Annotated in this window: 23 protein-coding genes, 1 tRNA gene and 1 pseudogene; 15 read left to right on the top strand and 10 right to left on the bottom strand. The window is 38.3% G+C overall.

Translation table 11 applies throughout. The features are described from left to right. The first annotated feature begins 59 nt into the window (after positions 1 to 59). Entirely contained in the window at positions 60 to 878 is an 819-nt protein-coding gene (tupA, locus tag CCON33237_RS02775; RefSeq protein ID WP_054196293.1) for a tungstate ABC transporter substrate-binding protein TupA, read from the top strand. A 73-nt stretch (positions 879 to 951) separates the two neighbouring features. Here the strand turns inward: tupA and CCON33237_RS02780 are convergent, their stop codons facing one another. From CCON33237_RS02780 to fdhD, 5 genes are all read right to left on the bottom strand, one after another. Beyond that, positions 952 to 2154: a hypothetical protein gene (locus CCON33237_RS02780; RefSeq protein ID WP_054196294.1), complete on the bottom strand. Its 1203-nt coding sequence runs from the start codon at positions 2152 to 2154 to the stop codon at positions 952 to 954. A gap of 51 nt (positions 2155 to 2205) precedes the next feature. After that, entirely contained in the window at positions 2206 to 3531 is a 1326-nt protein-coding gene (locus CCON33237_RS02785) for an aminotransferase class V-fold PLP-dependent enzyme (protein WP_054196295.1), read from the bottom strand. Between the two features lie 182 nt (positions 3532 to 3713). Then, the gene (locus tag CCON33237_RS02790; protein ID WP_004321084.1) at positions 3714 to 3902 is read right to left on the bottom strand and encodes a hypothetical protein; all 189 of its coding nucleotides are present in this window, start codon (positions 3900 to 3902) and stop codon (positions 3714 to 3716) included. A 10-nt stretch (positions 3903 to 3912) separates the two neighbouring features. Beyond that, the gene (locus tag CCON33237_RS02795) at positions 3913 to 4683 is read right to left on the bottom strand and encodes a winged helix-turn-helix domain-containing protein (protein ID WP_054196296.1); all 771 of its coding nucleotides are present in this window, start codon (positions 4681 to 4683) and stop codon (positions 3913 to 3915) included. Then, positions 4676 to 5458: a formate dehydrogenase accessory sulfurtransferase FdhD gene (fdhD, locus tag CCON33237_RS02800; RefSeq protein WP_054196297.1), complete on the bottom strand. Its 783-nt coding sequence runs from the start codon at positions 5456 to 5458 to the stop codon at positions 4676 to 4678. Before fdhD ends, CCON33237_RS02795 begins: the two co-directional genes overlap by 8 nt. Before the next feature lie 1066 nt (positions 5459 to 6524). Between fdhD and CCON33237_RS10065 the strand changes: the two are divergent. The 3 genes and pseudogenes from CCON33237_RS10065 to CCON33237_RS02810 all read left to right on the top strand — a co-directional run. Further along, positions 6525 to 6710: pseudogene (locus tag CCON33237_RS10065) on the top strand (type I restriction enzyme subunit R domain-containing protein); the annotation flags it as partial. Positions 6711 to 6875: 165 nt separating this feature from the next. Beyond that, on the top strand, positions 6876 to 7769 hold the full coding sequence (locus CCON33237_RS02805; RefSeq protein WP_417903480.1) for a type I restriction enzyme endonuclease domain-containing protein: 894 nt from the start codon (positions 6876 to 6878) through the stop codon (positions 7767 to 7769). Then, positions 7759 to 8418, top strand: coding sequence for a M48 family metallopeptidase (locus CCON33237_RS02810; RefSeq protein ID WP_054196298.1), 660 nt, complete (start codon positions 7759 to 7761; stop codon positions 8416 to 8418). The genes CCON33237_RS02805 and CCON33237_RS02810 overlap by 11 nt, the downstream gene beginning before the upstream one ends. A 111-nt stretch (positions 8419 to 8529) precedes the next feature. On the opposite strand, the gene CCON33237_RS02815 is transcribed toward CCON33237_RS02810, so the two are convergent. The 5 genes from CCON33237_RS02815 to aspS all read right to left on the bottom strand — a co-directional run bounded on the left by CCON33237_RS02815 (position 8530) and on the right by aspS (position 12234). Next, a tRNA-Ile gene (locus tag CCON33237_RS02815) sits at positions 8530 to 8606 on the bottom strand. Between the two features lie 122 nt (positions 8607 to 8728). Further along, the gene (gene ppa / locus CCON33237_RS02820) at positions 8729 to 9247 is read right to left on the bottom strand and encodes an inorganic diphosphatase (RefSeq protein WP_054196299.1); all 519 of its coding nucleotides are present in this window, start codon (positions 9245 to 9247) and stop codon (positions 8729 to 8731) included. Positions 9248 to 9317: 70 nt separating this feature from the next. Then, complete coding sequence (locus CCON33237_RS02825; protein ID WP_054196300.1) at positions 9318 to 9653, bottom strand: NirD/YgiW/YdeI family stress tolerance protein; 336 nt, start codon at positions 9651 to 9653, stop codon at positions 9318 to 9320. A 109-nt stretch (positions 9654 to 9762) separates the two neighbouring features. Then, a complete protein-coding gene (locus CCON33237_RS02830) occupies positions 9763 to 10332 on the bottom strand; it encodes an adenylate kinase (protein WP_054196301.1) in 570 nt (189 codons plus the stop codon). Positions 10333 to 10476: 144 nt separating this feature from the next. Then, a complete protein-coding gene (gene aspS / locus CCON33237_RS02835) occupies positions 10477 to 12234 on the bottom strand; it encodes an aspartate--tRNA ligase (protein WP_054196302.1) in 1758 nt (585 codons plus the stop codon). A 92-nt stretch (positions 12235 to 12326) separates the two neighbouring features. Here aspS and CCON33237_RS02840 point away from each other — a divergent pair, with 92 nt between their 5' ends. From CCON33237_RS02840 to yihA, 11 genes are all read left to right on the top strand, one after another. Beyond that, entirely contained in the window at positions 12327 to 13202 is an 876-nt protein-coding gene (locus CCON33237_RS02840; protein ID WP_054197380.1) for an NAD(+) kinase, read from the top strand. After that, positions 13195 to 14715: an AAA family ATPase gene (locus CCON33237_RS02845; protein WP_054196303.1), complete on the top strand. Its 1521-nt coding sequence runs from the start codon at positions 13195 to 13197 to the stop codon at positions 14713 to 14715. The genes CCON33237_RS02840 and CCON33237_RS02845 overlap by 8 nt, the downstream gene beginning before the upstream one ends. Positions 14716 to 14803: 88 nt before the next feature. Continuing rightward, positions 14804 to 16060 (top strand): GGDEF domain-containing response regulator, encoded by a 1257-nt coding sequence (locus tag CCON33237_RS02850; RefSeq protein ID WP_054196304.1) that lies wholly within the window; start codon positions 14804 to 14806, stop codon positions 16058 to 16060. Beyond that, entirely contained in the window at positions 16057 to 16842 is a 786-nt protein-coding gene (locus CCON33237_RS02855; RefSeq protein ID WP_054196305.1) for a TatD family hydrolase, read from the top strand. The genes CCON33237_RS02850 and CCON33237_RS02855 overlap by 4 nt, the downstream gene beginning before the upstream one ends. 64 nt (positions 16843 to 16906) lie before the next feature. Continuing rightward, on the top strand, positions 16907 to 18118 hold the full coding sequence (locus tag CCON33237_RS02860; protein ID WP_054196306.1) for a lytic transglycosylase domain-containing protein: 1212 nt from the start codon (positions 16907 to 16909) through the stop codon (positions 18116 to 18118). Beyond that, on the top strand, positions 18105 to 18962 hold the full coding sequence (locus CCON33237_RS02865) for a septal ring lytic transglycosylase RlpA family protein (protein ID WP_081004425.1): 858 nt from the start codon (positions 18105 to 18107) through the stop codon (positions 18960 to 18962). The genes CCON33237_RS02860 and CCON33237_RS02865 overlap by 14 nt, the downstream gene beginning before the upstream one ends. Before the next feature lie 15 nt (positions 18963 to 18977). Beyond that, a complete protein-coding gene (gene hisB, locus CCON33237_RS02870) occupies positions 18978 to 19553 on the top strand; it encodes an imidazoleglycerol-phosphate dehydratase HisB (RefSeq protein ID WP_169748889.1) in 576 nt (191 codons plus the stop codon). After that, a complete protein-coding gene (locus tag CCON33237_RS02875; protein WP_054196308.1) occupies positions 19550 to 20038 on the top strand; it encodes a KdsC family phosphatase in 489 nt (162 codons plus the stop codon). The genes hisB and CCON33237_RS02875 overlap by 4 nt, the downstream gene beginning before the upstream one ends. Next, positions 20029 to 20556 carry an LptA/OstA family protein gene (locus CCON33237_RS02880; protein WP_054196309.1) on the top strand — a complete coding sequence of 176 codons (528 nt, stop codon included), beginning with the start codon at positions 20029 to 20031 and terminating at the stop codon, positions 20554 to 20556. Before CCON33237_RS02875 ends, CCON33237_RS02880 begins: the two co-directional genes overlap by 10 nt. Further along, the gene (gene lptA, locus CCON33237_RS02885) at positions 20529 to 21005 is read left to right on the top strand and encodes a lipopolysaccharide transport periplasmic protein LptA (protein WP_054196310.1); all 477 of its coding nucleotides are present in this window, start codon (positions 20529 to 20531) and stop codon (positions 21003 to 21005) included. The genes CCON33237_RS02880 and lptA overlap by 28 nt, the downstream gene beginning before the upstream one ends. After that, the gene (gene yihA, locus CCON33237_RS02890) at positions 21002 to 21616 is read left to right on the top strand and encodes a ribosome biogenesis GTP-binding protein YihA/YsxC (protein WP_054196311.1); all 615 of its coding nucleotides are present in this window, start codon (positions 21002 to 21004) and stop codon (positions 21614 to 21616) included. The genes lptA and yihA overlap by 4 nt, the downstream gene beginning before the upstream one ends. The last annotated feature ends 1 nt before the right edge of the window (position 21617 follow it).

Below are 21617 nucleotides of genomic sequence, written 5' to 3' on the forward strand. Positions count from 1 at the left end.
GTATGTTTATATGGTTAATTTAATATGCTATAATAGCATACTTTAAAAAAAGGAGAAAAATGAAAAAAGTAATATTAGGCTCGCTAATCGCGAGCGTTTTGGCGTTTGCAGGCGATAGCGAACTCATCATGGCAACTACAACCAGCACCGATAACACGGGGCTACTAGACGCGATCTATCCTGCGTATAAGGCAAAAACAGGCGTCGATATCAAATGGACCGCCGTAGGCACTGGAGCAGCTTTAAAACTAGGCGAAAACTGCGATGCGGACATACTTTTCGTGCATTCGCCAAAGGTTGAGAAAGAATTCGTAGAAAAAGGCTTTGGCGTCGAGAGAAAACCCGTAATGTACAATGACTTCGTCGTTATCGCTGATAAATCAATCGCTGATAAATTTAAAGGTAAAGATATAAAAGAGAGCTTTGAGCTGATCAAAAAAGAGAATATCAAATTTTTCTCTCGCGGCGATAAATCAGGCACAGACAATAAAGAAAAAGGCATCTGGAAAAAGATCGCTGGTGAAGTCCCTGAAAAAGACGGCTGGTATATGCAAACAGGCCAAGGTATGCTAGCTACGATAAATGCTGCTGCTGAGCAAAAAGGCGTTACATTTACTGATCGTGGTACTTACATTAAATATGAAGCAAACCAAAAAGGTCATCCTGAGATGGTCATCATCAACGAGGGCGACAACGATCTTAAAAACTTCTACTCTCTAATCGCAGTAAATCCAAAACACTGCCCTAAAACTGACATCGAAAATGCAGAGAAATTTATAAAATGGGCTACAAGCGAAGAGGGTCAGAAATTTATAGGTGACTTTAAGCTGCTAGATAAGCCGCTTTTCACGCCTGACGCAAACAGTCGCAAAAACTAATTTTATTTACGCGCAAATTTGAGTCGAATTTATGGCTTAAATTTGCGTGATTCGGGTGCACTTTGCGCCCTTTTTATAAATCAAATTTAAACTCTCCGACGTTATTTTTAAACGTCTCAAAACATTTATTACTAACAACTTCGTCTTTAGTGTATGCTTGATATAATTTTAGTAATTCTAAAGTCGTTATTATTAATATACCTTCACTTTTTGCATAGCTTATTTGATTGGCATGTATCGGCTCCCTTTTGCCAGGCTCTATGTCACGTTGAGGGTTAACTATTAGCAAGCCTTTTACATTGCCAGGAGACTTGGTATCGTCTTCGGCTATTAAATCAGTTACATGTTTCTTGCACTGTGCTATATTGCTATTTTTGACGTTTGTATTTATTCCCTTTATCTCTACCATAAAGTTAACATCTTCAAATTCGAATCTAAAATCTTCTTTTTTCACATCTGTAAAATGACTGTCTGTTAGTTTGAAAATATCTACTAAAATTTCCTTCACTACACCAACTAGCTCATCTCCTGTTGAATATAGGATTGATTTGAATTTATTATTTTCATCAATTTGCCTATCTATATCTTCAATTTGCCGATATATATCCAATAATTTGTTGCGTTTGTTTTTCAGCATTGCATCATCGAAATACTCAAAACCATTAAACCAATCAGGAACATCGGATTTTTGGAATCTAGAAACAATAAATGATACTAAAATTTCTAAATCATTAGTTGCGTTTTTGATAAAAAGAGTAGTCGAATATAGCCTCTCATTATGTTTGACTATTGTGCTCTTACCTCCATTTGACCATTTGATGGTCTCGCCATCCACATTGTCAAATATAAAATCGGAATAAAAATTTTGCTCGTCTATGGTTGTTGTGCTTATTTCATATCTTAACTTTATATTAGACAAAACCAGTGTAGATAATTCCTGGTTAACTTGCTTGAGAATATCTTTAATTGCAACGGTTTGATTTGTATAATATCCAGAATAGTCCACTGATACCTTTATATTTGTAGGCATTATTATGATAAATATACCTCTTTTTGAGTTTCTCATAATTTCTTTTAATGTTTTAAGGTGATATACGGCCTCAGTGCACTTTTGGTATTCTGAGTTAAAACCCCATAAGTTGGAGTTATTTAAATCTATAACATTTATATCAAATTCATCAAAACTCTTAGGACGTTCAAAAGTGCTAATAGTACAAGATATGTGCGGATCATTTATTTTAAATATTGTGGAGTAAGATATTATTTGAATTTTCATTTATTATATTTCCTTAAACTTATTTACTTCCGTTTAACCACTATTGTAAAGCTAAATTTTCCCGCCGAACATCTCATACATCGCCTTTTCCTCGCCCCAGAGCTCGCGGTGCTTTTTGATGCAGGATTTTATCGCGCCCGCGAGATAGCGCACATCGCGCTCGGTGTGCGTGTAGTGCAGGCTCACGCGCACGAAGCCGGGCTTAGCTTCTGGCATGCGCCCCTCTTTGATGCCCAGCAGATCGTGAGCGTACGGCCCCGCGCACATCACGCCCGCGCGCGTCTGGATACCAAAGTCATTACTAAGGCTCGCGGCGAAATCATAAGCCGATACGCCGCGAATGTTAAACGAAAAAATCGGCAGCCGCGGCGCGTCCTTTGGAGCGTAGTTTATGATCTCGTCTATGCCTGCTAGCTCGCGCTCAAAAAGCCGCGCGAGCTCGTCCTCGGCACTTTTTATTTGTTCGAAGCCCACTTCGTTTCGCAGCGCATATGCCAAATTTGCCCGCATAAGCCCGGTGATAGGCGGCGTACCGCCTTCTTCTAGCTGCTCGGGATTTTTTAAAAACACGTGCCCTTCGCGGCTAGCGTATGCAACCGTCCCGCCCGCGGCAAATGTCGGCACGTCACCGTTAAACAGCTCCTTTTTGATCGCCAAAAGCCCGCAGCTAGCAGGTCCGCCAAGTAACTTATGCGGCGAGAGGAAAATAGCGTCGAAATAATCGCAGTCTAAATTTGCGTGCGAGCTCAGCGCCGCGCAGTCAAAAGCGACAATACCGCCCGCAGCTCTGATTAGCTCGCTGATCTTTTTATAGTCGCTAATGACGCCCGTGACGTTTGAGGCGGCGCTAAACGAGCCGATGATGCGGCGTCCGGCATTTAGCTTCAGGATGCGCTCAAGCGCTAGCAGATCGATCTCTCCGCCCTCGCTAAGAGGTACGCGCAGGTAGTCGCAAAGCCCCTCGCGATAGCTAAGCTCGTTTGAGTGGTGTTCGTAGGGCGAAACGAGCACGAGCGGAAGCTGCGCGGTGCGTAAATTTGCCTCGCCGATCGCACTTCTGGTCACAGGCGGCAGGTAGATACCTAGCAGTTCCTGAAATTTCTTGATCGCGGCCGTCGCGCCATGTCCGCAGGCGATGAGACAAAACCGCTCGTCAAGGCCCAGCAGCTTTTTCAGGCTCTCGCGTGCGCCCTCGTAGCGCCTCTGCGTGATGATCGCGCTCGAGCTACTATCGGAGTGGGTGTTGGCATAGGTTTTTAAAACGTCCGCTATCTCGCGCTCTACGGGCTCGTAAGCAAGCCCCGAAGCCGCGAAATCAAAATAGTGCACGCCTTGTTTTAGGATGATATTTTTTCTTATTTCGTCTAAATTTGCCATTTTTACTCTTTAAATTTGATGCGGTAATTATAGTAAATTTTCGCAAATTTGGGACTTTTGCGTTGGAAATGATTTAGTAAATTTGGAGATTAAATTTGAGCAAGCTAAATTTATCCGCAAGGCGGCAAATTTAACTTGATAAAGCACAGAAGCGCGAGCCACAGAGGCTCACGACCATTTTATTATTTGTTTATAAAATTTTTCTCTAGCCACTCGATAGCTTTTGCTTCGGTTTCAAAGCGTCCGCTTTTAGCGACTTGATTTTGCCCCTCATAGAAGCGGATCCTGATACCGTCTTGGACGCTATCTACCTTTACTCTGGTGATCTTATCTTTGTTTAGATAGACCCTATCGTTTAGTTTTACGTACATTTTTTCTCCCTTAAATTGATTTTTTATCTTTTTTGTCGTCTTTAGTTGCGTCATTTTTTTCGCCGTCTTTTTTCAAGAACAACTCCTTAAAGCGCTTATCCGCAAAATCCTCGATGTCGTTTTGAAGCTGCCTATAGGCGTTTATGAGCTCATGCGCGCGCTCGTTTAGCGTCGTACCGGCATTTTCGCCGCCGCCTTGCCTAGTCGTAAAAAGCTCCTCTTTTAGATTTTTTTGCAAAATTTGCAGATGAGTCCAGCATTTTTTATAGTTCATTCCTAGGATTTCGGCGGCCTTTGAGATCGAGCCGACCTCGGCGATGACGTCTAGGACTTCGGTTTTGCCCTTGCCGAATATCAGCTCGCCCTCGTCGTTTTCTATCCAAGTTTTGGTTTTTACTCTCATCTTTTTCCCTTTCTTCTCCTTAAAACACCCCAACTGGCAGTATTTTACGTCGATTTTATAGTCTTTTAGCGTCGATCGGATCGTCTTTAGCCCCACGCCCGCAGCCGCGTCTCTAGCGTCTTTGCACAGTATCCTGTCCTTTTCGTCGGTCATCTGTTTTAGCTGCGTCATCACGGTGTATTTACCGCGTCCGTTTTCTAGCCCGCCAAACTGCCCTAGCTCACAGTTGTCGATTTTTACGCCCATTTTTTCGGCCTCGTCGCTAACCTCGCCGATCTCCACGCCTAGCTTTGCAGCGATCTTAAACGCCGCTCCGCAGTCTAGCCTACCCTTTGGATTTAGCAGCTTGGTTATCAGTTCTCGTATTTGCTCACTCATAGATTCTCTCCGCGCCGCTATATACGTTTATGTTTTCGCCGCGTGCAAAGCCGCACAGCGTGAGGTTAAATTTACGCGCTATCACGACGCCAAGGCTAGTAGGAGCCGTGCGCGAGACGAGCACGGGGATGCCGTGCATGACGGCTTTTGCCACCATCTCGGAGCTTAGCCTTCCGCTCACCATCAAAAACGAATTTTGCAGCTGCGCGCCGGCTAATACCGCCTTGCCGACGGCCTTATCTATCGTGTTGTGCTGGGCGATATCTTCGCCGATGTAAAACTGCTCGCCGCTAACAAAAAGCTTGGCCGTATGCACGCAGCCCGTCATCTCGTAAAGCTCGCACTGCGTGTAAAACTGCCCCATCTGGCGCAAAATTTCGTCTTTGTGAAATTTAACCTCGCCCTTTATCGAGCGCGCCGCCATCGCCCCCGGGTCGATATTTGCCGTAGAGCTGCGCCCGCAGCCGCTGATTATCACCTTTTCCTCGTCAAACTGCTCGAGGCGCTTTTCGTTGATTTTAGCCTTTACCCGCACGCTTAAAGCGTCATCTGAGAGCTCGATACTCTCGATATCCTCGGGGCTCGCGATCAAATTTTCGCTGATTAGATAGCCTGCAGCTAGTGCCTCCTGATCGGTTGGAGTAGCCATCAGTGCGCCGAAACGCTTGTCGTTTATGTAGATCTCAAGCTTGATCTCACGCACCAAAATATCATCCACGGCGCTTTTTTGCGCGCCTTTAAATTTGATGATTTGCGTCGTAAAAATAGGTTGCATGATTTTCCTTAATTTTTGCGAAATGATAGCTTGAAAATCTAAATTTAGGATTTGATTGTAGTGAAATCTTGCTTAAATCAAGCAAAAACTTAAACTATTTTTAGTACGATTTTATCGGTATCTGATGATGATTTATATATGCGGATTTAGCATATATCTTAAGATATTTTTTGACTAAGATTTTATCATTATCTATTATTTGTATAAGAAATAAAAGAATAGTAAAAATAGTATAAGGCTAGAATTAGATCGCACATAACTTGCTGCATATGTAGATTAAATCTTGAAAAATTATAAATATAATTTGCGGCCTGACGTAAGACCGAGAAGGAAATTTATATTATAGAGTCAAGTCAAAAAAACTAATTTTTGTCAAGCTGTATTTTACTGTTATATAGTCCGTGCACGACTCAAACACGCCGACCGTATATAAAAAGCCCTTAATTATATTCATTAAGGGCTTTTTATATGAAAACTTAGACATTTTGCCGATGAAAAATCATTTTCGAGCGATAAGGTTTCGTCTAAGTTTTTATATTTTTCTTTTGCCTAGACAAAGAAAAATATCGGCCGTTTGCCAAGACCTTACAGCAAACTCATTTGAGTTTGCTAAGTAAGTATTAACATATTGCCTATGTAGGGATTGTTTGTTCTTAATATTTTGATAAATGATATTAAGCTCTAAGACTATACGATGGAATTAGAAGCTGTTATTTTTTATTAAGTTAAAGTAAATTTTGGTTTATAGGGAAATTTACTTTTGTTTTTTTATTTGGTATTTTAGCGCAAATTTTAAAAATTGAGATTTTGTTGGTTTTTATATAGCATAAATAAAGATTAAAGTAGAGATTGTTTTTTGAGCAAGAAATAAAAATCAAAAAGAAGAGTATTTTTGTGCGGGATTAAGATTATTTAATAAAACAAGCGTCGCTATAATATAGCCGTATTAGTTTTCGCAGTCGTATTAACCCCTCGATTTAGTTGCGTTTTGAATATGCCCATGTTATAAGAGCCTTATTTTTCCAAATCCTAACTATCGTATCCGCAAGAATCCCGTCTTGAGAATCGACAAAGCTTAATAATTTACGGCGAAGAGATAGATTTGCTTATCGTCGTGGATAAGCTTTTAACGGGCTTTGACGCGCCAAGAGCAAGCACACTTTATATAGATAAACAGCTAAAAGAGCATAATCTGCTTCAAGCAATAGCTAGAGTAAATAGGCTTTATGACGGAAAAGATTATGGCTATATTATTGATTATAGAGGGCTTTTGGGCGAGCTTGATCAGGCGCTTACTAGCTATGCTTCGCTAAGTGGCTTTGACCCAGAGGATATAACTGGAGCCGTGATAGACGTAAGAAGCGAGATAATAAAGGCAAAGACTTACTATACTCATCTGGACGATCTTTTTAGCGGCGTGAAATTTAAAGACGATCTAGAATGCTACGTGGCGGTTTTAGAGGACGTGCAAAAACGAGACGACTTTAAAGAGTGGCTATCGCAGTTTGCTAGGGCATTTAAACTAGCGCTTTCAAGTGAGAAAATTTATGACATATTAAGTGAAGAGGAGATCAAAGCTTATAAGCAGAGGGTTAAATTTTATAACGAGCTAAGAAAGGCTGTGCAACTAAGGTATCACGAGGCTTGTGACTTTGGCAAATACGAAGCGCAGATGCAAAAGCTGCTCGATACTTACGTAAATGCACAAGGGGTCAATGAGCTTACGAGGCTTGTAAATATCTTTGAGACAGAATTTGACGATGAGGTGCAAAGGATAGAGGGCAAAAACGCAAAGGCTGATACGATCATTAGCGCCGTAAGCGCGGTGGTAAAAGAGAAAATGGACTCAAATCCAGCGTTTTATAAATCAATAGCGCAGCAGATACAAGATATCATCGACGAATACAAGGCAAAAAGGCTAAGCGAGGAAGAAAAGCTTGCCAAAGCAAAACTGCTAAAAGACCTCATAACTGGCGCTTTAAAGTCAAATGAAGATAAGTATCCAAAAGAATTTAATGGTAAGAAAATTTTATTTGCTATTTATGACAATTTGCTTGACATTTTGGCAGATGTGGAGCTTGTGGATGTTGAGGTGGTCGCTAGAAATTTGAGCGAGAAATTTTATGAAATTTACGAAGATGCCTCAAAAAAACCAGAATGGCACAAAAATAAAGACGTAGAAAATGAGATAACAAGCGCTATGGAGGACGCTCTTTGGGAGGTAGAGGACGAATACGGCGTTTCTATCGATGAGAAGGAGAAAATTTACCAAACTATCCGTGGAATAGAGATAAGCTTTTATGTTAAATGAGGTGAAAATCATCAAAAAAGAGGTGAAAAATATCACCTTAAAAGTTAGACCAAATGGCGAAGCGATCCTAACTGCGCCAAAAGCCGCAAGCGATGAGCATATAAAATTTATCATAAAAAAAAGAGCTAAATGGATAGCACAAAAGCGTGCGTTTTTTGCCTCATTTAAGACGCCCAAAAAAGAATACGTAAGCGGCGAGGACTTTAAATATCTTGGACGAAGTTATCGGCTAAAAGTGGTGCAGTCTAAAGAGGAGCGCGTAAAGTTACAAAGAGGCTATCTTGAGCTATTTGTAAAAGATAAAGGCGATATAAAACGAAAAGAAAATTTGATTTATGAGTGGTATCATGAAAAGGCGAGGTTATACTTTTTTAATATCTTGCAAGAATTTAACAAGATAGTAAAACAAGATATCAAAAGCGTAAAAATAAGGCAGATGAAAACGAGATGGGGGAGTTGCAATCCTTATAAATCATATATAAATTTAAACATAGAGCTTATCAAAAAGCCAAGAGTGTGTATCGAGTATGTCGTATTTCACGAGCTTGCTCACCTGCTGTATCCAAATCACTCAAAGAAATTTTATGACTATCTGACGCTTTATATGCCTGACTGGCAAAAACGCAAGGAAATTTTAGAGAGAGTTTAGAAAATTTGGCTTAAATTTTGGACTATTAAACATTTTTGTATTTTAAAAGTATTTTAAAATCTAAGGAAAAGTGATGAAAAATTTTTAATTTTTTAGTGTTGATAAAGTAGGTGGTGGGTTCACCAGGACTCGAACCTGGGACCATCCGGTTATGAGCCGGATGCTCTAACCAACTGAGCTATGAACCCACAGTTGAAAGAAAATCGTATTATACAAGAAAAAGCTTATCTAAATATAAAAAATAGCCTTTTTATGTGGAGTATAAAACGAACAAATTTAAAAAGAAAAGCCCTAAAATAGGGCTTATAAATTATTTATAATTTTTTATCGCAGCGTCTAAAATCTCTTTTGCAGTATTTGCATCTTTAAATTCTTTCACCTTAACCCATTTGTTTGGCTCAAGAATTTTATAAGTTTCAAAGAAATTTTTGATCTTATTTAGCGTTGCAACTGGTAAGTCTTCGTAGCTTTTTATCGCATCATATCTTGGATCGATCTTTGTAACTGGAACAGCCAAAAGCTTCTCGTCCATGCCTGCTTCATCTTCCATCACCAAAACACCTATTAAGCGGCAAGGAATGACGCTACCAGCTTGGAGTGGATACTCGTTTAGCACTAAAATATCAGCTGGATCGCCATCGGCTGCAAGTGTATTTGGCACAAAGCCGTAGTTTGCTGGATAAAACATCGCTGAGTAGAGCACACGATCAACTACAACCGCACCGCTATCTTTGTCGATCTCGTATTTGATATTTGAGCCATAAGGTATTTCGATTACGGCATTGATTTTGTCTGGGTTTGAACCAGCTTTGATCTTTGAAACGTCCATATATTCGTCCTTTTTATTAGAAATTTTCGTGATTTTAGTATTTTTTGCATTAAATACGCGTAAAATTTAACTACTTTATAACCTCTACGCTATCGACATCGATCTCTGTTTTCATAAGGTCTTTATCCACCTCGCCTCTTATTCTCAAAAGCGTATCTTCGTTGGCTGTTATGTTGCCCCATTTTTTGTTATCGATCTCAATAATAATGACATCGCCATTTTTATCAATAAATTCATATTTGTCTGATTTTATATGTGATTTTATTTTGCCCTCAAGTACGACTTTAGCGTCGTCTTTCAGTTTCAAAGCCTCTTTTACGCTTATCGTTTCGCTTAAGTGCTTTGATGTGAAGCCTCCAGCCATTGCGATGCTAGCAGCTAGTGAAGCGATTATAATTTTTTTCATTTTTATCCTTTTGGAATTTATTGTAAAAATTTAAAAAGATATTACATTTTTGATGTTAATGAAAAGTAAGTTTTAAAACCTTGCACCTTTTGATGCAAGGTCTGTAAATTTATAAAAGTTTAGCTAGTAAATTTTTGATATCAGCTACGATCTCGTCGATGCCACGCTCACCGTTTACTACGTGAAGCAGCTCTTTTTTGCTATAAAATTCACGGATAGAAACAATCGGATCAAGATATACTTTCATTCGGTTGTTAAATACTTCGTTGTTGTCATCAGCACCTCTTGCACGGCCGAGCACCCTTGCCCTTGCCACATCTTCGCTAACATCTACTTCGATGACGCCTTTTAGAGAAATTTCTTTTTGTTCGCTTAATACTTTGTCAAGCTCTGTCATTTGCTCAACGCTTCTTGGGTATCCGTCTATTATGATGTTTGATTTTTCTGAGCCTTTAATGGCTGATACGATCGCATTTACGACAACGTCAAGCGGAACCAAATTTCCTTTTGAGATAAAGCCATCTATTAGCTTACCAAGCTCGCTACCGCTAGCAACCTCAGCTCTTAAAAGATCGCCAGTTGAGAAGTGTGCAAATTTTTCATCTTGCTGCGCGATAAGTGATGCGTCTGTTGTTTTTCCGCTACCTGGAGCGCCTATGATTAAAAATAAATTCTTCATTCTTTCCCTTTTTTGTATTTTTTGAGTGTCTTTGAATGAGTTTGAAAATTTCTACGCAACATCCAAAATCATCTCAAAAATTTAATCTTTAAATAAAATAACTCAAATTTAGACATCTAAAAGTCTAAATTTATTGCAAAAATTTTAATTCTTTTGCTCTTTTTCTCTTATCCTTAGTCCTAGCTCCCTAAGCTGTTCGTTACTAGCGTGGCTTGGTGCCTTTGTTAGTGGGCACTGAGCACGTTGTGTTTTAGGGAAGGCTATGACGTCACGGATCGAGCTTGCTTTATTTACAAGCATGTTTAGCCTGTCAAATCCGATCGCGATACCACCATGTGGAGGCGCGCCAAACGTCAAGGCATCAAGCAAGAAGCCAAATTTCTCACGTTGCTCTTCCTCATCTATGCCAAGGAGCTTAAATACCTTTTGCTGGATGTCATTTTTATGAATTCTTATACTTCCGCCGCCAAGCTCAAAGCCGTTTAGTACGACGTCGTGAGCGATAGAGAGGATATCCTCAAGATCAGGCTCGTCTATATTTTTTGGCATTGTGAATGGATGGTGCATCGCTGAGTAGCTGCCATCATCATTTTGCTCAAACATTGGGAAGTCAAGCACCCATAAAAACTCAAGTTTGTCTTGATCGATGATATTCATTTGCTCGGCTAGAAAAATTCTAAATCTTCCCATATAATCAAGTACTACTTTTTTCTTACCAGCGCCAAAGAATACAACATCACCGACTTTTAGTTCACATCTTGAGACGATCTCGTCAAGATCGCTTTGCTCGAAAAATTTACAAAGTGGGCCTTTTAGTCCTTCTTCTTTCATTTGGAAGTAGCCAAGACCTTGTGCACCAAATTTACGTACAAATTCTTCAAATCTATTCATCTCACGCTTACTAAAGATGTTGTCGCCATTTGGTACTTTTAGCGCTTTGATTCGGTTTTTCTTCTTATCTTTTGCAATAGAACTAAAAATTTCATTACTTGAGCGTTCAAAAATATCGATAACATCGATCATTTTTAGATCGTATCTAAGATCAGGCTTGTCTGAGCCGTAAGTCTCAGTGGCCTCTTTGTAGCTCATGCGTCTAAATGGCGTTTTGATGTCGTGTCCGCAGGCTTTAAAGATATCTTTTAGCATCGTCTCAGCCATATTTATGATATCTTCTTGCTCGACAAAGCTCATTTCGATATCTATTTGAGTAAATTCTGGTTGGCGATCAGCCCTTAAGTCTTCGTCGCGGAAGCATTTTGCGATTTGGAAATATTTATCAAAGCCAGAACACATCAAAAGCTGTTTAAATAGCTGTGGGCTTTGTGGGAGTGCATAGAACTGGCCCGGATATACGCGACTTGGCACTAGGTAGTCTCTCGCACCTTCTGGAGTTGCGCGTGTTAAAACCGGAGTTTCAAACTCGATAAAGCCCATTTTATCTAGGCTGTTTCTAGCTGCGATCGCCGCACGAGAACGCATTTTAAATATATTTTGCAAGCGTTCACTTCTAAGGTCTAAAAAGCGGTATTTTAGCCTAATGTCCTCATTTACGCTCTCATCGCCTATCATAAATGGTAGCGGCTCGCTTGGATTTTCGATGATTAGCTCACTTACTATTACTTCTATCTCGCCAGTTTTTAGCTTTGGATTGGTTAGCCCTTCGCCTCTAGCTCTTACTTTTCCTTTTGCTTTTAAGACATATTCATCTCTTACTTTTGCAGCCACGTCATGTGCTTCTTTGCTATCAGCCGGATCGCAAACTAACTGTATAAGCCCACTAACGTCTCTTAAGTCGATGAAAACAACGCCGCCGTGGTCTCTATATGTGTTTGCCCAGCCACAAAGTATTACTTCTTTACCGATATCAGCTTTGCTAAGATCGGTGCAATAATGACTTCGCATAAAATGCTCCTTTGCAATGTTTTTTAGGCAATTATAGTCGCTTTTTTCTTTTGAAAAGCTTTGTTAAAATAAAATATGTTACAATCATTTACATGAAAAATGAACAAAAATCTAATACTTTTTGCACAAAAAAAGTAGGACTTATTGCTAAAGATTATCCATTATTTAGGCAAGATTTAGAAAAATTAGAAAAAATTTTAAAAAAGTATAACGCAGAAATTTTGCTTGAAAAAAATTGTGCTAAGCGCATAGAAAAAAGTGGTTTTGAGCTTATAAAATTGGCCAAAGAGTGTGAATTTCTGATCACTCTTGGCGGAGATGGCACGATCATTTCAACTTGTAGAAAGCTAGCCCACATCTCGCCACTTGTCCTTGGCATACACGCTGGTAGACTCGGATTTCTAACTGACATAATGATTAATGAGAGTGAGAAATTTTTTAAAGACTTTTTTGATGGTAAATTTGAGGTAGAAATGCCTTTTATGCTCGATGTCACGCTTCACAAAAATGATGGCAAAACTGAGCAAAAAATAGCATTTAACGATGCAGTCATCGTTAGTAAAAATGGCGGTTCGATGACACATATCGAGGCACTTTTAAATGAAAAATATTTTAACTCATATTTTGGAGACGGCGTTATAGTGGCGACACCTGCTGGAACAACGGCATATAACATGAGCGCAAATGGCCCTATTATCTATCCATTAAGCGAGGTTTTTACAGTAACTCCTATCTGCTCGCACTCACTCACGCAACGTCCAGTTGTGCTTACCAAAAATCACACGGTTAAATTTAGAACAAAAAGCGACGCCATTTTAGTAATAGACGGCCAGGACCGCTTCGATATGAGTAAAATTTCAGCCGTTAGCATGAGCCTTAGCGATAAAAAAGCGAGGCTGATACGCCATATTGGTAGGGATTATTTTCAAATTTTAAAAGAGAAACTTCACTGGGGTTATAATGATTGATCGAATTTTGATTAAAGATTATCTAAATTTTAAAAATGTCGAGCTAAATTTCAAAGAGGGTCTCAGCGTATTTACGGGCGTTAGTGGTGCAGGCAAGTCCGTGCTAATGAGCGCGATCATGGCTGTTTTTGGGCTAAAAGATAGCGATGCAAGGCTCATTGAGGCTGACGTGGAGCATAAATTTGAGCTTGATGAGTTTGGCATAGAAAACGAAGAAGTTAATATCTTTAAGCTTTTAAAAGATAAAAGCACGAGATATTTTATAAATCAACAAGCCATCTCAAAGAAAAATTTAGCCCAGGTAGCGCGTGAGCATATCAAATATCTCTCGGCAAAAGAGGCAAACGAGTTTGAAAATGAGAAATTTCTAAATTTGCTTGACAGGCTAGAAATTTCGAAAAATGAGAAATTTAAAGAGACAAAGCAGGAATTTGAAGAGGCCTTTTTGGAATTTTCTAAAATTTCAAAAGAGCTAGCCACCATAAAAGAGGAAGAGAAAAAGGTCGAGGAGCTAAAGGAGCTTGCTAGCTTTGAGATCGAGAAGATAAGAAGCGTTGGGCCTAAAAAAGGCGAGTTTGAAGAGCTTATGGAGACTAAAAAAAGGCTTAGTAAAAAAGATAAGATAAATGAGGCGTGGGCTAGAGCTGATCGGATATTTGAGTTAGAGCATAGCGTAAATGAGGCGCTAAGTATCAGCGACCTTGATAATGGCTTTTTTGAAGATGCAATGAACGAACTAAGGGTTGCAAGAGATAGCCTAAATATGGAGGAGCTTGACGATATTGACGTGGAGAGCGTGCTTGATAGGATAGAAGCTCTTAATGCCATTATTAGGCGTTATGGCAGCGAAGAAGAGGCCTTAGAAGTGCTTGATAAAAAGGAAAAAGAGCTTGCCAGATATGAAAATTTAAGCTTTGAAAAGAGTGAGCTTGAGAAGAAATTTGAAATTTTAAGTAAAAAGGCAAATGAGCTTGCCAGCGCTTTAAGCAGGGCAAGGGGCGTAAATTTAAAAGAGCTTGAGGCGATGATAAATTTATACCTAAAAGAGCTTTATATGCCAGATATTACGCTGAGTATTGAGGCTAAAAAGCTTGATATCTTGGGCGCTGATGAAATTTGTCTAAATTTAAACGAGACCTCACTTAAAAATTTAAGCTCAGGCGAGCTAAACCGCCTAAGGCTAGCCTTCATATCTGCCTCTAGCGAGATCACAAAAACTGGCGGTGATGTCATCATTTTAGATGAAATAGATGCAAATTTAAGCGGAAAAGAGGCGATGAGCATCGCAAATGTCTTGCTTAAGCTTGCAAATTTTTATCAAATTTTTGCCATTTCACATCAGCCGCAGCTCAGCTCAAAGGCAAATTCGCACTTTTTAGTAGAGCGTCATGGAGAAAACTCGGTCGTAAGAGAGCTTGATAAAGATGAACGAGTGAGCGAATTAGCACGTATGATAAGCGGTGAGCACATAAGTGAAGAGGCAATAAATTTTGCTAAAGGGCTTTTAAAGTAGCTTAATTTAAATTATTAATTTAAGCTTTGTAAATAAATTTATTTGATAAAATCGCCACTAATTTGATAAAAAATTTTGTAGGAATAATATGGAAAGAATCCTTGTAGTTGATGATAATAAGGCGTTAGCAAAGCTGATTGTTATGCAAATGGAAAAGACCATTGATGAGATGGCAATTGATGTCGCATATAGTTTTGCCGAGGCTCAAATGCTAATTAATGAGCATGACAAAGATTATTTTATGACTATTTTGGATTTAAATTTGCCAGATGCTCCAAATGGCGAGATCGTTGATTATGCACTTTCCAAAGGGCTTTCGGCTATCGTTTTAACAGGTAGCATTGATGATGAAACAAGGCAAAATTTTATAAATAAAGATATTGTGGATTATGTTTATAAAGGAAATATGGACGATATCAACTATATCTTCCAAATGATAAATAGACTGAGCAAAAATAGACAATACAAGGTTTTGGTTGTTGAAGACTCGCTTCCTTTTAGAAATATGATAAAAAAGATATTAACCAGCCTTCAGTTTAAGGTTTTGGCCGCAGCTCACGGCGAAGAGGCAATGAACTATTTTGCGGATAATCCTGATATAAATCTTATAATAACTGATTATAGAATGCCGGTAAAAGACGGTCTTGAAGTTTTAAAAGAGGTTAGAAAAGAAAAAGATAAAAATAGTCTTGGTGTAATCGTTATGACATCGCCTAGCGAAAAGACTGACGCATCAATATTTTTAAAAAATGGTGCGAGCGATTTTATAGCAAAACCATTTTCAAAAGAAGAGCTGATATGTCGTGTTAATAATACGATTGAAGCGATGGAAAATATAAATAAGATAGCAAATTTTGCAAATCGTGACTTCTTGACCGGGGTTTATAATAGAAGATTTTTTTATTCTGACGTGGAAGAGTATATCCAAGCAGCTGAAGAGACCAATGAGCCTTATGCTTTTGCAATGATTGATGTTGATTATTTTAAGAAGATAAATGATACATATGGCCATGATGGCGGAGATAGGATACTAAAATCAATCGCAAAAATTTTAAATGACAATACAAAAGGAAGTGATATCGTTGCTAGATTTGGTGGCGAAGAGTTTTGTGTTGTACTTAAAAAGATAAGCCAAGAAGAAGCTGTCAAATTTTTTGTAAATTTACGAGCCAAAGTGGCTGAAAATGAGGTAGTTATAAAAAAACAAAAAATAAGAGTTACTATATCTATAGGTGTATCTTTTGGCAATGGGCATTGCGAGATAGACGATATGCTTGAGGCTTGCGATTCGGCACTTTACACCGCAAAAGAAAATGGTAGAAACAGAGTAGAAATAGCATTATGATTATAGATACACATTGTCATTTGGATAGTAAAATTTACGATCCTGACCTTGATAAAATTTTAGATGAAGCTAGAAATTTAGGGCTAAAAGGCTTTATTATCCCGGGAGCTGATATCAATGATTTACCAAAAGCGGCTAAAATAGCGCATGAAAATTCTGACATTTTCTTTGCCGCTGGAGTTCATCCATATGATAAAGAGAGTTTTAGTATTGAAATTTTAAGAAATTTTGCCAAAGATGAAAAGTGTGTGGCGATTGGTGAATGTGGTCTTGACTACTTTCGCTTACCAAAAGATGAAAATGAAAAGATAAAAGAAAAAGAGGATCAAAAACGTATTTTTTTAGCTCAACTTGATTTGGCTGTTGAGTTAAAAAAACCCGTTATTCTTCACATTAGGGAGGCTAATGAGGACTCTTTTAATATCTTAAAAGAGTATGCACCAAAGCTTGAAGCTGGAGCGATTTTGCATTGTTATAATGCTTCACCACTTCTTTTAGAGCTTTGTAAATTTGGGAATTTTTACTTTGGCATAGGCGGTGTTTTAACATTTAAAAATGCTAAAAATTTAGTCGAAATCTTGCCAAAAATCCCATTTGATAGGATAGTTATTGAAACTGACGCTCCTTACCTCACGCCAGAACCAAATCGCGGCAAGAGAAATGAGCCGGCGTTTACGACATTTGTTGCTAAAAAGATAGCTGAAATTTTAAACCTTGAGTTTGAAGTTGTTTGTGAAAAAACTTCAAATAATGCCAAAAGGTTGTTTAAGTGCTTTGCTTAAATTTTGAGCGTTGCACTTGTTTAAGATGCTAGCATCTTAAGTTTTGACACGAAAAAGGATAGAAATGAAAGCAATGCTTAAAATATTTTTAATGTTTGCATGTAGTACCTTGCTACTAGCAAATACGCCTGAAAAGAGCTCATACGACACTCAGGTAAAAATTTTAAAAGAGCTGGATATTGACGCTAGCTTTATGAAGACTTCTCACTATGCAAAGATGAGGCAAGGTATCAAACAATCACAACTTGAAACATTTGCAGAAGCTCTAAAAAATGGTTATATGTATATACCGATGGTAAAAGAGCAGATCAAAAAATCAGGCGTACCTGAGTCATTCTTTTATCTAGCTATGATAGAATCAGGCTTTTCAAATCACACAGTCTCAAACGCAAAAGCTACTGGCATGTGGCAGTTTATGGAGCAAACGGCTAGACTGCATGGTCTAAAGGTAGGACAGTATGTCGATGAGAGAAAAGATCCAGTAGAGTCTACTATTGCAGCAACAAATTATCTAAAGTCGCTTAAAAATCAATTTGGCAAGTGGTATCTAGCAGCTATGGCCTATAACTGTGGCGATGGAGCCTTAAAAAGAGCCATACAAAAAGCTGGCACAGATGACCTTGTAACGCTTCTTGACGCAGAGAAAAAATACCTTCCAGCCGAAACTAGAAATTTTGTTATCAAAATTTTAAGAGCAGCATATACCGCAAAAGACGCGGACTTCTTGATGTCTAAAGATTCATCTTTATTGAACATAAACGGAGGACTAAAGCTTGTAAAAGTAAAAGTACCTGGCGGTACAAATTTAGCTCAAATAGGCGATAGTATCGGCCTTAGTACAAAAAAGATGAAAAATAACAACCCGCATTTAAAATTTGTATTTACTCCACCAACTCTAAAAGATTATTATGTTTATATCCCTGAAAATAAAAAACAGCTTTTTGCAGAAAATTTCAAGCCATTTAACGGTAAAAATAATTTTTATACCTACGTTGTAAAAAAAGGCGAAACATTACTTTCTATCTCTAAAAAAACAGGTGTTAGCCATAGGGCGATTAAAGATTATAATGATCTTAGTACAAATGCGGTAAGTTATAATCAAAAACTAATTATTCCATTTTCCGCACAAAATAAATCTCAAAACTATATAGTCCAAACTGGTGATACGATAGCTTCTTTATCTAAGAAATTTAATGTGAGCGAAAAAGATTTAAAAGATGCAAATTCTTTTGCTAGTTCAAATTTAAATGTTGGAGCAAATATTGTCATACCATAAGAGCCTAAAATTTTATATAGGACTAAGTTTTACTCTTCTAGTTACTGGTTGCTCTTGGAGCGGGGCACCATTTACACCAAGTGGCCCAACTAATGTAAGGGGCAACAATTCAGCTTCTATCCAAAAAGCAACAATGAGACCTTACACGATAAATGGCAAAACATACTACCCAACCGTTGTAAGTGTGGGTGATAAGGCAAGTGGCACAGCAAGCTGGTATGGTCCAAATTTTCATGGTAAAACAACCTCAAACGGCGAAATTTATAATATGTACAATATGACTGCAGCACACAAAACTTTGCCGATGAATACGATCCTTAAAGTAACAAATTTAAGAAATCAAAAAAGTGTTATTGTGCGTGTAAACGATCGTGGACCTTTTGTGGCTGATAGAGTTTTAGACCTTTCAAAGGCGGCTGCAACCAAACTTGATATTATCGGTACAGGTACAGCTCCAGTCAGTATGGAAGTCATAGGCTTTAATGAAGATATAAATGCTGTTGCAAGCATTAACACTCAAACAAAACCGACAAGCACTGGCATAAAAGTGCCAAATCCAGTCTCACCCACAGCCCCAACTGGAGGCATCGTGATCTCATCAGAGCAGAGAGTCGTGGGTGGAGATTTTATGGTGCAAATTGGCTCATTTAAAAACATTGAGGGCGCAAACAGATATCAAAGAGAGCATCAAAGCATAGATGGCTACAAGTCGGTAGTCAGGACATTTACTATAGACGGCTCGACCATTTATAGGGTATTTTTGAATGGCTTTAGAAGCGAGGACGAGGCTAGGGATTACGCAAGAAGCGGTAAATTCCAAGGTGCATTTATAGTAAGAGGTTAGGACGTGAGAGAAGGAATTTTAGAACTAACTAGAAACACAAAAGAGACTCAAATTTCAATGAAGCTTAAAATTTACGGCTCTGGAGTTGCAAAAATAAGCACTGGCATAGGTTTTTTTGACCACATGCTTGAGGCATTTACCAAACACTCATTGCTCGATCTTGAAATTTCATGCAAGGGCGATACGCATGTTGATTTTCATCACAGCGTTGAGGATGTCGGCATAGTTTTGGGTCAGCTTTTAAAAGAGGCCTTATATCCTTTAAGTGGCGTTGAGAGATTTGGCGAGGCGAGCGTTGTTATGGATGAGGCAGCTGTTTTTTGCGCGCTAGATCTTAGCAATAGAGCCTACCTTGTATATGAAAATTTTATACAAAATGCCAAAGTAGGAGAGTTTGACACTGAGCTTGTGGAGGAATTTTTTAGGGCAGTTGCTGTAAATTCTGGTATCACGCTTCATCTAAATCAAATTCGTGGTAAAAATACTCACCACATCATTGAGGCTACTTTTAAATCATTTGCCGTCGCACTTCGCAGAGCGCTTGCTAAAAACGTAAGGATTGGCACACCAAGCACAAAGGGTGTTTTATGATAGAGATTATATTTTTAGATGTTGATGGCTGCCTAACTGATGGCAAGATCATCTATAATGCAAACGGCGAAGAGCTTAAATTTTTTGATGTAAAAGATGGCTATGCGATAGAAAGCTGGCTAAAGCTTGGCAAAAAGGTGGCTATTATCACTGGTAGAAAGTCAGCCATCGTTGAGCGAAGAGCAGAGGATCTAAAGATAAATCACGTCTATCAAGGTGTTAGTGATAAATTTGAAGTGGCGAGTGAGATATTAAAATTTGAAGGGCTTAACTTTAAAAACGCAGCAGCTATCGGCGATGACTACAATGACTATAAAATTTTAAATGCAGTTGCTTGGAGCTTTAAGCCAAAAGATGCGATAAAAGAGCTTGATGTAAAGACAAAACTAAAGCACAAAGGTGGCAATGGCGCGGTTAGAGAGATGATCGAGCTTATTATAAAATCAGAAAATTTATATGACGAGTGGTCGAAGCGTTGGTTGTAAAAATTTTCTACTTCGTCGTGGCTATTTTTAGTGTCGTGATGATATTTTTGGCGGCTCAAGATCCATATCTTGCAAATGTTTTAAAGATCGATACAAAGATATCAAATATGCAGATAAATGATGTGATAGATTATGAGATAAATTCCACAAAAATAAGCGGAGTCTATGAGGCTGACGAGCTAAATAGATACAATGATAAAGATGAATTTTTGAGTTTTAAAGCAAAAATTTTAAGAGGAAATTTAAAACATTTTCTAAGCTCAGACAAAGCAATCTCACAAAATAATGAAATCATCTTTCAAAAGAATGCGAACTATGAAAACAACGATAGTTTGAGATTTATAAGTGACGAAGTGATATATGGAACAAAAACAAAAATAGTAAGATCTGAAGCAAATTTCACAGTCACTAGAAACGGCGATAAGGCACTAGGTGAGAGCGGAAGCTACGATCTAAATAAAAAACAAACGCAGATAAAAGGGTTAAGGGCATGGGTAGAAGAAAATCAGCGATTTTAGCGGTGATATTGGGTTTTACATTTTTAAATGCAGAGCAAGTTGAAATCACATCAAATGATTTTTTTGCAGATGAGAATAAGCAAACTAGTGAATTTATAGGTAATGTAAATATCAAAAAGGGCTCATTTGATGAGCTTAAGGCAGATAAGGTGGTCGTCTATTTTGACAAAAAACGCCAACCTATAAAATATGTGGCTACTGGCAATGCAAGAGCTAAAATTTTTATAAAAGATAAGCACTACGACGGCAAAGGCAATACTCTTACATATGAGCCAGTAAAACAGATCTATACTGTTAGTGGAAATGGCTATTTGCATGAAGTAGAAACTGATAAGAATGTTTATGGTGAAAAGATCGTTGTCAATCAAAAAGATGGCACGTATAGTGTAAATAGTGATGAGAAAAAACCTGTTAAATTTATCTTTCAGGTAGAGGAAAAAGATAAGTGATAAGGCCACTAAGTGCTAAATTTATCACATCAAGTCCAAGTATAAAAGAGGCTCCAAGCTTCGTAACAAGCGAAGCCGTCTTTTTGGGTAGATCAAATGTTGGTAAAAGCAGCCTCATAAATATACTTGTAAATCAAAAAAATCTAGCCAAAAGCTCATCGACTCCTGGCAAAACTCAGCTTATAAATTTCTTTGAGGCCGAGTTTTATGAGCAAAAAGATGAACAGGAGGAAAAAGATAAATTTAAGCTCATTTTGGTTGATTTGCCAGGCTTTGGCTATGCAAAAGTGGCAAAGTCAAAGCATGATGAATGGCGTAAAAATTTAGATGAGTTTTTGAAATTTAGAAGCGACATTAGACTTTTTATACACCTAATTGATGCTAGGCATTTTAATTTAGACATAGACGTAAATGTGGATGCTTATCTAAAAAGCTTTTTAAGGGCTGATCAGAAAATTTTAAATTTATATACAAAAAGCGATAAGCTAAATCAAAGTCAAAAGAGTGCGGTAATGAAATTTGATCCAAGCGGCATCTTGGTCTCAACTCTTAATAAAAGCGGTATTGAAAAGGCTAGAGAAGCTATCATAAATAACGCTCTTGGTAGATAAA

It is taken from the genome of Campylobacter concisus, from assembly GCF_001298465.1.
Taxonomy (GTDB): domain Bacteria; phylum Campylobacterota; class Campylobacteria; order Campylobacterales; family Campylobacteraceae; genus Campylobacter_A; species Campylobacter_A concisus.